Origin of the sequence: Thermogemmatispora onikobensis (assembly GCF_001748285.1) — a bacterium.
GTDB classification, from domain to species: Bacteria; Chloroflexota; Ktedonobacteria; order Ktedonobacterales; family Ktedonobacteraceae; genus Thermogemmatispora; species Thermogemmatispora onikobensis.
On the sequence record NZ_BDGT01000011.1, the window covers coordinates 1 to 13,645 of the forward strand.

Consider the following 13,645-nt stretch of genomic DNA (forward strand, 5'->3'; position numbering starts at 1 on the left):
GCGGCTCATGGCCTCTTCCGCCTCGATGCGCCCAACTTCTCGTTTATCCAGCTCGGCGACCGTCAGCTCAGCAGCATCGAGGTCTTTAATCTCGATCTGACCTCGTGCTCGCTGGTGACCTTGAGCGCCTGTGAGACAGGGCGGGTGGCCGTGGGTGGAGTGGACGAAGTCATGGGCCTGGGACGTGGCTTTCTCTATGCCGGGGCTGCTTCGCTGCTGCCGACGCTGTGGAAGGTGGATGATGCCAGTAGTGCCGGACTGATGACCCTCTTTTACCAGGGATTGCTGGCCGGTCGCTCCAAGGACATGGCCCTGGCTGAGGCTCAGCGCGCCTTTCTGGCCCGGACACGCTCGTCGGCACCTTCTTGCTATGCTCATCCCTATTTCTGGGCAGCTTATCAGCTGATCGGCGACCCGGGTCCTCTACTCCGCTGACCGGGCCGGAGCCGCAGGATGGCTGTAGGATATAATTGGCTGGATAGAGCACGCACGAGGAGCGCTGGCGGTGGGCAGCAAGGGCCGCTGCGCCGCCGTGGCTGGTTCGCCTCGCGAAGGTGTTTTCTCTCGGCAAGGAGCGGATCGATGCAAGAAGAGCGCGATGTTTTTCCCACTTCTTTTCTGCTGGATGACCAGCAGCGGCGCCTGATCTTGAGCTGGAGCGATGGGCATGAGAGCGTCCACTCCTGGGAGAAGCTGCGCCGCGCCTGCCCCTGTGCCTTCTGCGCTGGAGAAGGCGGGTCCCCGGGCATGTTACAGCGCCGCCAACAGTTGAGTAGGGAGGAGACGACGCTGGTCAACCTGGAGCCGGTGGGGCGCTATGGCCTGACTCCTATCTGGGAGGATGGCCATCGGACGGGCATCTTTACCTTTGAAAAGCTGCGTCAGCTTTGTGAATGCCCGCAGTGTCGTGCCAGCAGCAGGTAGGACAAGAACAATCCAGAAGTCCTGTCCCCCTTAACAAAGACGGGCGCTCTGCGCCATAGTAGTAAATGTAGTACATCTAGACAATGGCAGACATGCATATCTCGCTGCAGAAGAGTGAGCGCTGTCTTTGTGAAAGGAGGTTCTCCATGAGTGGAGGAAGCTCACCTGTGCACGAGAGCGCCTCAGCGCGTCGTCATCCGGGGCGTCTGCTCTCGGGGTGGACGGTTCGCCTGCTGGTTGCCTTTGTGATAAGCTGGCTGCTGCTGCTGGCGTTCTTTGCAAGTGGAGCTGTCTCGCACTAGCATAGTATAGAGGTTTAGCCGCGCAGGTTACCTCTTGGTTGGCCCGGTGGCTGGTGGTTGCCTGCGCCTCTGGCGCCTTCTATGATCTCTGCGCCCGGCTGGCAGCCAGCGGGATCTGGCCGGCCAGGAAGCTGGTCTTTCCCGGCTCGGACAGGTCGCCGCTTGCTGCTCGCATCGCTCGCTGTCGACTGACCTGTGTTCCGCGTGGTGAGCCTCCCCTATTGCTCCTCACTCAGTTGGGGTAGCCGCTGTTCATCTGCGTCGACTTCCATTGTTTTCCCGACCCCATCCCGTAGGTGGGCCAGGGGGCTGCCCGCCTGGTCTTGATCTCAGGCCGATGCGCGCGCCTCGCGTACCGCACGGGCGTAGGCTTGCAGGCGAGCCGATGAGAGGCGGTGCTCGATGATCTGCCGCGTCACCGGCAGGGTGCGCAGCCGGAGCGGCAGGTGCGGGAGCGTGCTGCGCAGTCCCTGCATGACCAGGTCAAACGCTTGCTGATGCCTGGGTCCCCAGGGATAGCCATACAGGATGCGCACCGGTGCCGGCAACAGACCACAGGTGATCAGGAAATGGAGGTGCAGCACCGGGCGAAAGAGGCCTGGTAGCGGCGGGAACAGCACAGTATAGGCCAGCCGGCGTGCCTGGGGTGTGGCTGCCAGTCGATCGCTCTGGATCATCTCCTCGACGTAGCGCTGCAGGTCGGCTAACGTTGCTGGCATAGCACTGGGCGGTAGTCCGAGCAAGCGCGCCTGCGCTTTGCTCTCCTGATAGTAGCGCTCCTGCTCGTCGGCGGTCAGTGGTCCGATCAGGCTGGTATAGAGCAGCAGCGCCGTATCTACCAGGGTAGCGTGGACCCAGAGGAGCAGCTCCTGGTCGCGGGCCCGGTAGAAGGTGCCGCGGCGGTAGGGGCCAGCGTCCTGGGGCAGGTGGCCGAAGACGCTGGCATGCAGCCGGTTAATAGTGCGTGCTGCCTCATGGGCCTCGGGCCTATCTCCGAAAGTCAGGATCTGGCCGAGCATGAAGGTATGCAGGGTGCGCGCTGCCGGGTCGGTGAGATAGCTGCTATGGGTATAGACTCCCTCGGCCACCAGCGGGTGAGCGATCTGCAGCAGAACAGCGCGCGCGCCGCCCAGCATAATCGCGGTCTCGCGGGCAATTTTCCAGGTGACGCTCTCGGGGCCGTAGTAACCATGAAGGCCAGCCTCTGCTCGTCCTGACTCGACTTGTCTGGCCTCTCTCATGGGCGTTCTCCTCGTTTCGTTTGGCTCTCAACTCGGCCCTGCCTCAAGCTCTATGCTCTCTTCCTTCTTGCTCCCTCACCATCCTTTTGAGCTGTCTTTGCCTGTCTGCCTCTAGTCTAGGCTGGCTCCTGATGGGAGGCTTGGAGCTGGGTCAGGCGCTGCTGGAAGGCCCGCCCCATCAGCTCCTCGGCCTTTTCAGGATCTTGCTGCATGACTTGCAGAATGAGAGCCGTGTCGCGATCCGGCGCCAGTGTCAGATCGTGCTGGTTCTGCAGGGCCGCCTGGATCATTTCCCCAGCAACCTGCTCGGGTGTGAGCAGGGCCTGAATATTAAGGAGCTGCGAGTCGGCCTCGGCCTGCTGCACCATTGGCGTATCCACCCAGGAAGGATAGACCGTGGTGATGCCGATGCCGCTGCCATAGAGTTCCGCCCGCAGCGCGGCGGAGAAGCCACGCACGGCCCATTTGCTGGCGCAGTAGCCACTCAGGGCGGGCACTGGCAGCTTGCCGGCGACCGATGAGAGGAAAATGAAGTGACCTCGGCCCTGGCGGCGCATCGTGGGTAAAGCCGCCTTGACGCAGTGGAAGGTGCCCATGACGTTGATTGCCAGCAGGGCCTCCATGTCGCGGGCGGCGAAGCCATCGATTGGTCCGCCGCGTCCGATGCCGGCGCTGGTCACCACCAGATCGAGGTGGCCGCCGTCCAGCGCCTCGGCCTGGCGCATCAGCGCTTCAACCTGGGCTTCGACAGTGACGTCGGTAACGACAGCCAGGACCTTCCCACGCTCCTGGCCATTGCTCTCCTGCAGGAGGCGCTGGGCGGCCTCCTGCAGGCCGCTTTCATTGATGTCGGCAAGCACGACGTGTGCGCCTCGCTCGTGGAGGACGCGGGCCGTTGCCAGGCCGATGCCGCTGGCTGCCCCTGTGACGACGGCCACGGCGTTCGCAATCGCTGTCAGTGTCATTGCTCGCAGCTCCTCTCGCTTCGCTCTCCTCTAGGCTGTTCGAGCTGTGTGCTCTCCTCTCGGGCCTTGTGCCACTGCGCTGCAGGGCAGACAGAACAAGGCTCCTGTGCGGATTCTACCGCGTCCACGAGGGAGCTGCAAGGTCAGTCGGCTCAAGGAGGAGCTGGCCCTGCAGTCTGCTGCTTAACGTGACTGTGGCGGCAGGACCTGGGGATTTTGGGGGCTCTCGTCGGGATAGGAGACCAGCGGCTGCGTGTAGCGTCTCGCGGTGGCAGCCTTCTCCGCCGGAGAGGGGGTGGACGTGTCTGGCGCTGGCGATGTCCCCGTGGTGGCCTGGGCCATGTAGCCCTGATGGTAGGGTGTGTAGGGCGGCTCGTCAACTCCGCCCGTAGGTGCTTTGGGGGCGGGGGCTGGGTCTGATGGCGATGGGGAGCTAAGGGGTGGGGGGGCTGGCAGAGGGCCTTGTGTCCCAAACAGACCCGAGAGACTGGGTCCCAGGCTACTGATCATGATGGAGAGGAGCAAGGCCAGCAGCAGCCAGCTCCAGGAGCCATTCACTATCAGCAATGCGATGGCCAACAGCCAGACAAAGCTATTCAGACCGGCGGTCAACCGTCCCCGGGCCAGTGACTGAAAAAGGCTGCTCACGGCCAGGCCGGCGAAGAACAGGGGGAACAGCAGGTCCCAGCGGCCACTGAAGAGCGCATAGGCTGCTCCGGCACAAGTGATCAGCATCACCACTGTGCCCAGGCCGGCCAATGGTCTGGCGTAGAAACGTTGCTGCCAGCGATACGCGCGCGCCTGCTGACGCATCTGTTGTCGATAGAGCCGGGCCTGCAGACGAGCCTGCCGGCGAGCGTCTTTCATCTGCTGACGCCAGTCTGGAGAATTGCCCATCATAACCCTCCTCCTCTCTTCCTGGCTCTCCCTTGTCCCCATGCGATGGTAGGGACCTCAAAGGAGAGAGGACTCTTCTCTGTGATCAGATAGACGCAAGAACAAAGCTCTGCTCCAATGCTGCAATCTCCCTCCCTCCCTGTGCGAGCTGAGATGAGACCGCGGCCCTTTAAGAAGCGCCTCCCGGGCGTGTTCGTGGTAGCAGCTCATCTAGAGTGCGCTTGATGGCCGCCAGCGCCAGCTCGATCTGGGGGCGCTCGATGCCATAGTGGGTCACAGCGCGCAGCAGACCGTCATCCATACTACTCAGCAGCACACCCTCGTTTTGGAGGCGGGCCCGAAACTCGGCGCAGCGTTCCTCGGGCAGTATGCGCTCACCATCGTGCAGGCGGAAGATCACCATATTGGTCTGCACATGCGGAGCAGCCAGCCTTATCTGGGGCAACTCGGCCAGGCCCTCGGCCAGCAGACGGGCATGGGCATGGTCCTCTGCCAGGCGCTCTACCATCTGCTCCAGGGCCACAATGCCAGCAGCCGCCAGTACCCCGGCCTGACGCAGTCCCCCGCCAAGTACCTTACGTACCCAGCGCGCCCGGCTAATAAAGTCGCGACTGCCGACCAGCAGCGAACCGACGGGAGCGCTCAGCCCCTTCGAGAGGCAAAACATGACCGAGTCAGCTTCGGCAACAAGCTGACTGACAGGCACGCCCAGGGCGACCGCTGCATTAAAGATCCGCGCCCCATCGACATGCACTTTTAGCCCCCGGGCATGAGCCAGGCGACAGAGAGTTGTCATCTGCTCCAGCGAGAGCGCGCAGCCGCCGCAGCGATTGTGTGTATTCTCCAGGCACAGGAGAAGAGTCGGTGGCGTATGCTCATCGCTATCGTCAGTAATGGCCGCCGCCAGCTGTTCCTGATCGAAGCCTCCATCCGGCTGGTTTGATACCACCCAGAAGTGGATACCGCCCAGGCGGGCCGCACCTCCGCCCTCATAGCGGTAAATATGGGCCTGATTGCCCACGATCACCGCCCCACCGCGTGGCACATGTGTCAGCAGCGCCGTTGTATTCCCCATTGTCCCGCTGGTCACGAAGAGCGCCGCCTCCTTCCCCAGGCGCTCCGCCGCCAGCTCCTGCAAGCGATTCACCGTTGGATCTTCGCCGTAGACATCATCGCCCACCTCTGCGCGATACATGGCCTCCCGCATCGCCGGAGTCGGCTGCGTCACTGTATCGCTGCGCAGGTCGATTACCATCGTACCTTGTTCTCTCCTTTCTGTTCTGCTCTCCTGCTCTCGCTGCACCAGTCGGGGCTGTGCTGGAGGATACTTTTTCAGTATATCACACAGGCCGTCCCGCAGCAGGGCGGGAGGAGAGAGGGAGAGGAGCGAGCAGCCTGCCGGGGCTGGCGCAGGCTCCATGCGAACCGTGCTGTGCCGATCGGCATGGAGCCTGTAGTAAGGATAACGCAGAGGAAGCGCCGGCTGAGAGGGCCGGCGGGCTATGGGTAGAAATGGATCAATGTAGTGCCCCAAAGAGGCGGATCATCGCAAAGGTAGAGGCGCCGGTGGTCTGGTCCTGGCGGACCTGCAGCATCACCAGAGCCTTATCGCCCGGGTTCCCGAGCGAATCGAAGCTAATGCGCCCGCTGGCGCCCTGGAAGGCTGGCAGCGGACCGTTCCCGAGGGCATCGAGCATGGAGCGCACATTAGCGCCAGTGAGCGGACCCTTGACATAGGAGGCCGCGCGAGCAATCACGCGCACCGCATCGTAGGTCATGATCGCTTTCTGATCGGGGGGCGGTGCGTTATTGACGCTCTCCTTCTGGTTTTGGAAAATGCCGGCCCAGTCTGTAAAGAGCGTTGGCTGTTCCAGGGATGGCACATTATTCCACTCGCTCGGATCGGCATAGGCCAGAACGTAAATGCGCTGCATATCTTCGGGGAAAGAGCGCGCCAGGAAGGCGTCCTCGCTCTCTCCCTCGCCCAGAAGCAGGCGGGTAGCAGCCGAGGGGCCGACCAGCACCTTCAAATTGGCCAGGGCCGTATTGGCTGGCTGGGCGCGTGACAGCAGGCCAATCTCGTGAGCCAGGCGCACTGCATCGACATCGGTACCGGCCAGAAAGATCACGTCGGCCTGGTGAGCCAGCGCGTCGCTGATCGCCGTACTGTAGCTCTCCACAGGCGTTGTCTGCGTCACGAAGGTATCGCTCGCGCTGGTAACCACATGACCAGCCAGCATCTGGACGCGGGCTACGAAGGCATTAGCCAGTGCCACACTGGCGGCATCCGTTGGCGAGCGCATCACCAGGATCGCGTTGGCGTGCAACTGCTGCAGCGCGAACTCAGCGAGGGCATCGCCCTGGACATTATAGGGCGGGCTGATGCGGAAGAAATAGGGATTGCCCACCAGGTTCACATCGGGCGCCAGTTGCGACACCAGTGGCACATGGGCCGAGGCGATCAGGTCGCGCACGGCCTGGGTCTGGCTGCTGGAAGGCCAGCCAACCACACCAATGATATGGTCCAGATTATCCGCTCGCGTCACGCGATTGACAATATCGTGGGCCACTTCGGTCACACTGGCCTGATCGGGAGGTGAGCCGGCGATCAAAATACGCAGCTGATAATTATGAGGCAGCCAGGCGAACTCATTGATCTCATACTGAGCCACATAGGCGGCCTGGAGCATCGAGCGAGTGGCCGCCAGGGACTGAGGATCATTAGCGTTGAAGCTCAGGCCCACCACGATCGTCACGAACGGCTGGCCATTCTGCTCGATCAGCAGATTCTGGCTGTAGATGAGGGCCTCAGCGTCGGTAGGATCGAGTGCGATGGCGGAGCTGAGGGCGCTGGCCGCCGTATCCAGATCGCCCGTCTGTAGAGCGCGAGCGGCGGCCTGCTTTTGAGAGACGTCCTTACGCCCGGCGTAGGAGTCCAGCACAAAGCGCCCATCGCTGACAGCGATGCCGCGTGTTTGCCAGCTCTGCTGTTCATGGTTCAACTCCTGCTGCCAGGCAGCGGCGGCCTGACGGGCCTGCTGGGCCGTAGCGGTCTGCTGAGCCAGGGCGGTAGCGGTCGCGGCGGGGTCGGGGGCCCCCGTTGAGAGCGGAGCGCGCTGGGCGGCCACGATAATGCCTCCCACCAGTAGAGCAAAGACCACGAGCATGACCGCGGCGAAAGTCAAGGTAGAGCGGCGCGCACCGGAGCGAGGCCGAGACCGGGCGCGGCCAGGTGGCAGCGCTCCTGTCGAAGGCGCGGGGCGGGCCTCCTCGCTGCCTCGCCGCGACGAAGCTGCGGCAATTGCTGCCAGTTCCTGAAGCATCTGGGCCGGGCGCAGATAGCGCTGAGCGGCGGCCACGCGCAGACCGCGTGTCAGAATAGCCTCCATACGAGCTGAAACCTGGGGGTTCAGCCGACGGATAGGTGGATAGAAAAAGGCCATATGTTGGCGCGGATCGTAGGTCGTCAGGGCATAGTAGAGGGTGGCCGCAATCGCATACAGGTCGGTGCGTGTATCGGTTACGCCGTGAAACTGCTCGGGGGCGAAAAAGCCGGCAATGGCCTTGCCCTGCATCTCTGGGGGGAGTCGAGGAGGAAAGAGCGGCATCAGAATCAGCGAGACCTGATGGCCATCGGGGCTGATGATCACGGTCTCTGGGCTGATGGCACCGTGAACCAGCGGCGGCTCCTGCGAGGCCAGAACCTGCACCATCTCGCAAAGCTGTCGCCCGTACTCAGCGACCAGGCGCTCGGGTAAAGGCTCCCCCTGCTGCTCGACAAGCTGAGCCAGGCTCTGCCCCTCGGGATGCTGCAGCACAATGTAGTAGCAGCCGCGCTCGCTGAACATGTCAATCAAGTGAGGAAAGCCCCGGTGCTGACCCAGTTCGGCCAGCCGCTGGGCGGTCAGGTGGAGCTCTTGCTCCAGCTGGGCTGCCTTCTCGGCGGTGGGAATCACCTCGCGAATCAGTACCAGCCGACTCACTGACTGCGCATCTCTGGCCAGCCAGGCCCTCCCCTGATCATATTGGCTACGCGGGAGAGGCAACTCCCCAACGATGCGATAACGTCCCTCGCGCAGAACATCGCCGCGCAGCACCGGGCGCGTGGCAACCAGGCTGAGCGGCCTCGACGCCGTGGTGACCAGCTCGCGGCTTTCCTGACCGAAAGATAGCGGGCGACTCCCTCTGGCGGGTAGGCGGCCATAGCCACAGCGTGGACACCCCCCATTCAGTGGTTCCCCTTCAAAGTGGCATTGAGGACAGCGCATAGGTCTTCCTTCCAGCTAAGGTCTGTTGACATGCGCACAGCTCTTCCTTCGTGTGCGCTCCAGGAATGGATGGCGTCGCATACATAAGACAAACGGGCGGAGCTGGCACCCTTTCCTTCGCTCGCTTCTCATCTGGCTTGCCCATCTCTGAGCGGACCTCTCGTTTGTTTCCCTGATCCCGCCGCAGATAGACGGAGAGGCCGCAGGCCCTGCGCCTGGACCCTGCTGTCTCACCCAACTGTCGGGCAGGCAGAACAAGGCTAAAAGCCCCAGTGGTCTTGCCCGCCTTTCGAGCGGGACTGGCCGCTTGTCTTATGTACGCCCGGTCTGGCTACTCTTCTGCTCTTGTCTGTCTTGCTCTATCTCCAGAGAATATCGCGCTCGGGCTTATCCTGTCAAAATGGTAACCCCAAGGCCCTACCTTCTTCATGGGATAGGAGAAAATGGCCATCAACTTCCTGGTTGAAACAAGGGAGCGGTTTATGGTACCATTCTCTCTGGCAGAGAAAGGACTCTCCCCTTCTTGTGCCTGCCTGGGGATGGCGTCAGTGCGTTCCCGGCGGGGACCACGTCAGAGCAAGCGTGGAAGGATGCCGCCAGGCATGCCGCTCGCTCGGCTCGGCTCAGGCCATCGATCGAGCACGACACGCGAGGGAACCAGGGGTGCCATTTCTGGCGTGGTTATAGTGGATATAGAGGTTGTTCCTCCAGGGGTTGTTGAGTTTAGTCTAAGGAGCTGTCATGAGTGAGCTGATTCTCTCTGCTATGCTCCCCCGGCGGCAGGGACCCGTCGTAGAGCTGAGCGCCGAAGAGCGCGCGACCCTAACCACCATTCTTGATCTCCTCATCCCAGCAGACGGTGATTTTCCCCCGCCCTCCAGTCTCCATCTGATTGACGAGTTCCTGTGCTACCTCCGCGCTGAGGCTTTCCGTTACCCATCGCTCTCCCTGAGTCTACCCCGTTTACGCGCTGTGTTGCGCGACCTCAATCTCGCCGCCGACGGCAACTTCTGCAATGCCAGCTCTGAGCTTCAGCAAACGATCCTCTGGCAGCTGGAGCAACGTGATCCGGCCTTTTTCCAGGCTCTATGGACCCTGGCCAACCACAGCTACTATGCTCGTCTCGCTATGCGAGCCCGTGCTACTGCCCCGGCCTCCCTCTCAGCCTCTCCTTCGGCGCCGGCGCCGGCAGCAGAGCACTGAGCAAGACACGCCTGGGCCATTACGCTGGCCTCTCGCCTCTTGTTCGCAAGCCTGACGGCCCTGTTTCCTCCCTGCCACTGTCATCCTCCTGCAGTGCAGGCGTAGTGCGAACAGAGAGATGAGCGTAGCATAGATAGTGTGACCGGTACAGTCAAGGAAGGAATGTTTGGAACGTCGGTGGCGGGCCCGGCAGAGGACCTGTCTGTGCATCATCTGGTTCCTCTCTGCGCTGGTGCAAGAACCAGCGGACAGCTTCGGCACGGGCCACGCCGCTCTATCGCTGCTCCCCCCATTCTCCAGGCAGGCTGACTGATTGATTGATTAATCAACTGAGGAAGATCAGGGTTACCTCAGGGAGCGCGCTCTCGTAGCAGACGTTCCAGCTCAGCGGCATCGGGAACGGCGGCGCTTCCTGTCAAAGCGGTTGTTGCCAGACTGCCGCAGATCGTACCACACCGCAGAGCCTCGGGCAGCGCGTAGCCCTGGAGCAGCGCATAGATAAAACCAGCATCAAAAGCATCGCCTGCCCCAGTCGGATCAAGCACCTCACTCACTGGCCAAGCCGGGCAGTGCCAGAGCTGCTCTCCTCGGCAGGCGAGCGCGCCCTCCGCTCCCAGCTTGACCACCACCAGTGGGGCCACTTGGGCCAACTGGCGGGCTGCTGTCTCAGGATCATGCGCCCCAGTCAAAGCCTCCGCTTCCAGGCGGTTAGGGAGAAAGGCGGTGCATCGGCGGAGCACCTCCGGCACGCGCGGGTCGCCCAGCAGCCTGGGATGCCAGCCAGTATCAAGGAAAACCTCGATCTGTTGCTCGGCAAACACTTCCAGAGCAGGACCCAGGGCCGGGTGCAGATAGAGAAAGACGGCCCGCCAGCGATAGCGCTGAAGCAGAGCGTGCAGCTCGGCAAGCGAGAGCGAGGGCAGCAACTCTGCCGCCAGCTCCTGCCCCTCCTCTAGAGAAGCAGCTGCCGGGCTGGCAGTGTGCTCAACATAGGAAACAAAGCCCCGCTCATCGTCGTGGACCAGAGCCACGCTCAACGCGGCAATCCGCTGCGCCCGCTGCCGTATCAGCTCGCTGTAGATGCCGGCTCGCCTGATCTCTTCAAGCAGGTAGCGACTCAAGCAATCGTTCCCCAGCTCGCCGAGCAGCGCCACCCGCAGGCCAAGGCGGCTCAGCGCTGCTGCCGTGTTAAAGACTGCGCCTGCCCCGATCGCGAAGCGCGTCGCGTAGACCTCCTTGCCGGGGACTGGCCAATGAGGAAGGCCACTGAAGATGAGGTCCACGCAAGGATTCCCAAGTACTAACACGTCGAAGTCAGTAGGTTCCGGTTCCACAGCCAGATACACCCATAATACACCCATCATGTGCTCGCTACCTGCCCATTCCTGACCTGTACCGCCATGTCGGCTCGGGCCAGGCGGCTGGTCCGGTCCGTGGGCGCCCACCAGAACAGACTCGCGAGCCACAGCATCAGGGCTGCCAGCGGAAAAACAGCTCAGCCTTCTGACCGTATGCTAGGGCAGGGCCGTGGCGCTGTCAAGAGGAGAGGACAGGAAAGGAGGCGAGCTACAGAAGAGAAACAGGGTCTCACTTAGGAGCAAGTGAAGAAAGGCTCCAGAGCCTGAGCCAGCCCGGCGAGGATCGCTGTTGAGAGCGACAGCAAAGGAAAGGCCATACCCTGCCTGGCCAACCCTGGCCAGGCTGACCACACGCTGGATCGGCTGGGCAAAGCTGGCGGATCGCACCGCTCAGCTGACGCCATGAGAGGCGCCATATCAGGGGGGGGGATGAGGTGGTGGCCCCTCTTCTTCATCCTGGTCCGTTGTCAGGTTGCCCGGCATGCGTCCATGCTTGACCACGAAGCCATGAGGGTAAGGGCGGAGATCGATCAGGTTCGCCTTTTGACCGTGGCGTGCCAGCAACTCTCGGCAGCGCTCTTCAGCCTCAGCGCGCGAAGAGGCATAGACGGGTTCTAGATGATGATACTGGCTATCGCCAAGCGTGTATTCTACTATCCAGAGAATCTTCTGTGGCATTGATTGGTCGGTCATAGCAGCGTGCCACCCTTTCGGCAGAAGTTGTGCAGGTTGACCACCCCAAGGTCCCGCACCTGGGCGGACAGCTGGCTGTTCTTCTTCCAGGCTGCCTCTAATATGACGAATGCCGCTCAGGAGGATCAAACGATAGCGTCGATTTTTTACTGAACTACTAAAAAACGGGGACGGGTCTCCAAAGTTGGAGATGCTGCACCACTTCTGCAGCCAGGCTGTGGGGGTGTTGGAGGCCGGAGGCAATCAGTGCGGCCCCCAGAGCGGCCTCGAAGCCGTGGGGTTCGTGAGGAGCGTAGGGGAAATAATAGAGCTGATAGACCTCGCTGAGGCGGGTAGCCAGGGCCTCGCTGCGCCGGCCACTGATCACCACCTCATCCAGGTGGTGGATAGCCAGCAGGCCGGCCAGATCGCGTAGCAACCCCTCCCAGTAGGCCTGTTCGAAGGTACCTTCTGCCGGAGCTGGAGCCAGAGGCAAAGGCAGCGCCAGATCGCGCGGTGTCCCGTGGACCCCATTGGTCAAGTAGCCATCCTCGACCACCAGTATCTGCCAGGAAGCGCTGCGTGCCTCCAGGGTGAGAAAACGCATCTCTGGCCAGCTGGCCTCGCGCTGACGCAGGCGATAAAGCAGTGTCACCACGCGGCAGACTGCCGCGGGGCTGCCAGGTAGGCGCTCCAACAGCAAACGATAAGCCGGTACCGTGGGCACATGTGCCAGGCCAGGAAGCACATAGCTATGGAGGTTCAGACTGCGCAGCGTCTCCACGAAGCCTGTCAGGGCCAGTGGAGCACCTTCCTGCGTCTGTGGCAGGGCTTCGCCTGCTGCGCTGGCTATCCGAGAGCTTGGGGCCAGGACGGGCTCATCGTAGCCAGTTGTCCAGGCATCAATCTGCTCAGACACCAGGCGATCAAGTCGCTCAAGAGGCAGGCCATTGCCGGCTGCCAGCGTAATGACCGGTTCTGGGAAGAGGGCGCAGAGGCGAGTCAGGCCGGCCAGCAGCTCGGCGGGCGACGCGAAGCAGTGATATTCCGGCGGCTGGGCCTCATCCAACAAACAGAGCTTCCAGCTTCTGCGACCGTAGTCAATACCGATGCTCAGGCTCATCATCTCTGCTCCCATGCCCCATTCCGCCAGAGAGCGGCGCACGGCCAGGCGTACCCCTGTATTCGTCCGTGCCTGCCTCTCTTCTCCACCACCCACGGCTCAGTTTTGGTCTTTGCCTGAAATTATAACATGTCGTTACGCCCTCGTGCATCCTTGCGAGCCGTCCTTCTCTTGCGCTGACGGCGGAGAGCGGAGCCCGGCGTGCCGAAGCCATCAGAAGAGACAACCATCAGCACAGGCAGGAAGCACTTCCCGAGAGCGGCGGGAGTTTTCGACCGCGCTCTTCAGCCCCTTGACAGATATTCTTAGTGATGGGACAATAAGAGCATAAGATACCAGCAGACGAGCACCATGAACATGAAGCCGGCAGGCCGCCGGTGTCAGAGCCTTGGCTTAGCTGACGGGCGGACCCGGGCCACCGCAGCACTCTCATCTCCGGGTGCCTGCGCACCAACCAGCAGCGGGAGAGAGGGGCCAGGGTCTCAGGTGGTATATGCATACCGCCCTGCCCTGCGTGCCGACGAGCCGGCCAGCGCTCGCGCCCGCGCGATAGACGTGCGCGGCTCCACAGCGGCTGGTCGCCGCGAAGCAGCTCTTTCTTCCTCTGCTTGCTCGCCTTCCCTGCCTGCAGTTCCTGTCTGCGAGGAAGCAGAGCGATCGCTCTCAGTGTGAGAACAGACGACCAGGTTCTG

12 protein-coding genes are annotated in these 13,645 nt (G+C 62.2%); 4 read left to right on the top strand and 8 right to left on the bottom strand.

The genetic code is table 11. From position 1 onward, the window contains the following. The 3 genes from BGC09_RS06810 to BGC09_RS22800 all read left to right on the top strand — a co-directional run. A partial coding sequence (locus tag BGC09_RS06810; RefSeq protein ID WP_141727668.1) for a CHAT domain-containing protein occupies positions 1 to 435 on the top strand: 435 nt, incomplete at its 5' end. 147 nt (positions 436 to 582) lie between these two features. Further along, the gene (locus BGC09_RS06815; RefSeq protein ID WP_069803150.1) at positions 583 to 924 is read left to right on the top strand and encodes a gamma-butyrobetaine hydroxylase family protein; all 342 of its coding nucleotides are present in this window, start codon (positions 583 to 585) and stop codon (positions 922 to 924) included. A 146-nt stretch (positions 925 to 1,070) separates the two neighbouring features. Continuing rightward, positions 1,071 to 1,226: a hypothetical protein gene (locus tag BGC09_RS22800; protein WP_176728863.1), complete on the top strand. Its 156-nt coding sequence runs from the start codon at positions 1,071 to 1,073 to the stop codon at positions 1,224 to 1,226. A gap of 329 nt (positions 1,227 to 1,555) precedes the next feature. Here BGC09_RS22800 and BGC09_RS06820 read toward each other — a convergent pair whose 3' ends face one another. The 5 genes from BGC09_RS06820 to BGC09_RS06840 form a co-directional block, all read right to left on the bottom strand. Next, positions 1,556 to 2,467, bottom strand: coding sequence for an oxygenase MpaB family protein (locus tag BGC09_RS06820; protein WP_069803151.1), 912 nt, complete (start codon positions 2,465 to 2,467; stop codon positions 1,556 to 1,558). Between the two features lie 116 nt (positions 2,468 to 2,583). Continuing rightward, positions 2,584 to 3,432: an SDR family oxidoreductase gene (locus tag BGC09_RS06825; protein ID WP_069803152.1), complete on the bottom strand. Its 849-nt coding sequence runs from the start codon at positions 3,430 to 3,432 to the stop codon at positions 2,584 to 2,586. A gap of 183 nt (positions 3,433 to 3,615) precedes the next feature. Continuing rightward, the gene (locus BGC09_RS06830; protein WP_069803153.1) at positions 3,616 to 4,332 is read right to left on the bottom strand and encodes a hypothetical protein; all 717 of its coding nucleotides are present in this window, start codon (positions 4,330 to 4,332) and stop codon (positions 3,616 to 3,618) included. Positions 4,333 to 4,498: 166 nt separating this feature from the next. After that, on the bottom strand, positions 4,499 to 5,584 hold the full coding sequence (gene ltaE / locus BGC09_RS06835; RefSeq protein WP_069803154.1) for a low-specificity L-threonine aldolase: 1,086 nt from the start codon (positions 5,582 to 5,584) through the stop codon (positions 4,499 to 4,501). A 262-nt stretch (positions 5,585 to 5,846) separates the two neighbouring features. Next, on the bottom strand, positions 5,847 to 8,597 hold the full coding sequence (locus BGC09_RS06840) for a hypothetical protein (RefSeq protein ID WP_069803155.1): 2,751 nt from the start codon (positions 8,595 to 8,597) through the stop codon (positions 5,847 to 5,849). A 741-nt stretch (positions 8,598 to 9,338) separates the two neighbouring features. Here BGC09_RS06840 and BGC09_RS06845 point away from each other — a divergent pair. Continuing rightward, positions 9,339 to 9,800 (top strand): hypothetical protein, encoded by a 462-nt coding sequence (locus tag BGC09_RS06845; RefSeq protein ID WP_069803156.1) that lies wholly within the window; start codon positions 9,339 to 9,341, stop codon positions 9,798 to 9,800. Between the two features lie 350 nt (positions 9,801 to 10,150). On the opposite strand, the gene BGC09_RS06850 is transcribed toward BGC09_RS06845, so the two are convergent. From BGC09_RS06850 to BGC09_RS06865, 3 genes are all read right to left on the bottom strand, one after another. Next, positions 10,151 to 11,164, bottom strand: coding sequence for a carbohydrate kinase family protein (locus tag BGC09_RS06850; protein WP_084658054.1), 1,014 nt, complete (start codon positions 11,162 to 11,164; stop codon positions 10,151 to 10,153). 411 nt (positions 11,165 to 11,575) lie between these two features. Continuing rightward, a complete protein-coding gene (locus BGC09_RS06860; RefSeq protein ID WP_069803159.1) occupies positions 11,576 to 11,851 on the bottom strand; it encodes a hypothetical protein in 276 nt (91 codons plus the stop codon). A gap of 157 nt (positions 11,852 to 12,008) precedes the next feature. Next, the gene (locus BGC09_RS06865; RefSeq protein ID WP_069803160.1) at positions 12,009 to 13,049 is read right to left on the bottom strand and encodes a DUF1464 family protein; all 1,041 of its coding nucleotides are present in this window, start codon (positions 13,047 to 13,049) and stop codon (positions 12,009 to 12,011) included. Positions 13,050 to 13,645 lie beyond the last annotated feature (596 nt).

Excerpts from the sequence above, each read along its gene's own strand:
- BGC09_RS06815 (WP_069803150.1), top strand. The coding sequence starts at position 583 with ATGCAAGAAGAGCGCGATGTTTTTCCCACTTCTTTTCTGCTGGATGAC.
- BGC09_RS22800 (WP_176728863.1), top strand. The coding sequence starts at position 1,071 with ATGAGTGGAGGAAGCTCACCTGTGCACGAGAGCGCCTCAGCGCGTCGT.
- BGC09_RS06820 (WP_069803151.1), bottom strand. The coding sequence starts at position 2,467 with ATGAGAGAGGCCAGACAAGTCGAGTCAGGACGAGCAGAGGCTGGCCTT.
- BGC09_RS06825 (WP_069803152.1), bottom strand. The coding sequence starts at position 3,432 with ATGACACTGACAGCGATTGCGAACGCCGTGGCCGTCGTCACAGGGGCA.
- BGC09_RS06830 (WP_069803153.1), bottom strand. The coding sequence starts at position 4,332 with ATGATGGGCAATTCTCCAGACTGGCGTCAGCAGATGAAAGACGCTCGC.
- ltaE (WP_069803154.1), bottom strand. The coding sequence starts at position 5,584 with ATGGTAATCGACCTGCGCAGCGATACAGTGACGCAGCCGACTCCGGCG.
- BGC09_RS06840 (WP_069803155.1), bottom strand. The coding sequence starts at position 8,597 with ATGCGCTGTCCTCAATGCCACTTTGAAGGGGAACCACTGAATGGGGGG.
- BGC09_RS06845 (WP_069803156.1), top strand. The coding sequence starts at position 9,339 with ATGAGTGAGCTGATTCTCTCTGCTATGCTCCCCCGGCGGCAGGGACCC.
- BGC09_RS06850 (WP_084658054.1), bottom strand. The coding sequence starts at position 11,164 with ATGATGGGTGTATTATGGGTGTATCTGGCTGTGGAACCGGAACCTACT.
- BGC09_RS06860 (WP_069803159.1), bottom strand. The coding sequence starts at position 11,851 with ATGACCGACCAATCAATGCCACAGAAGATTCTCTGGATAGTAGAATAC.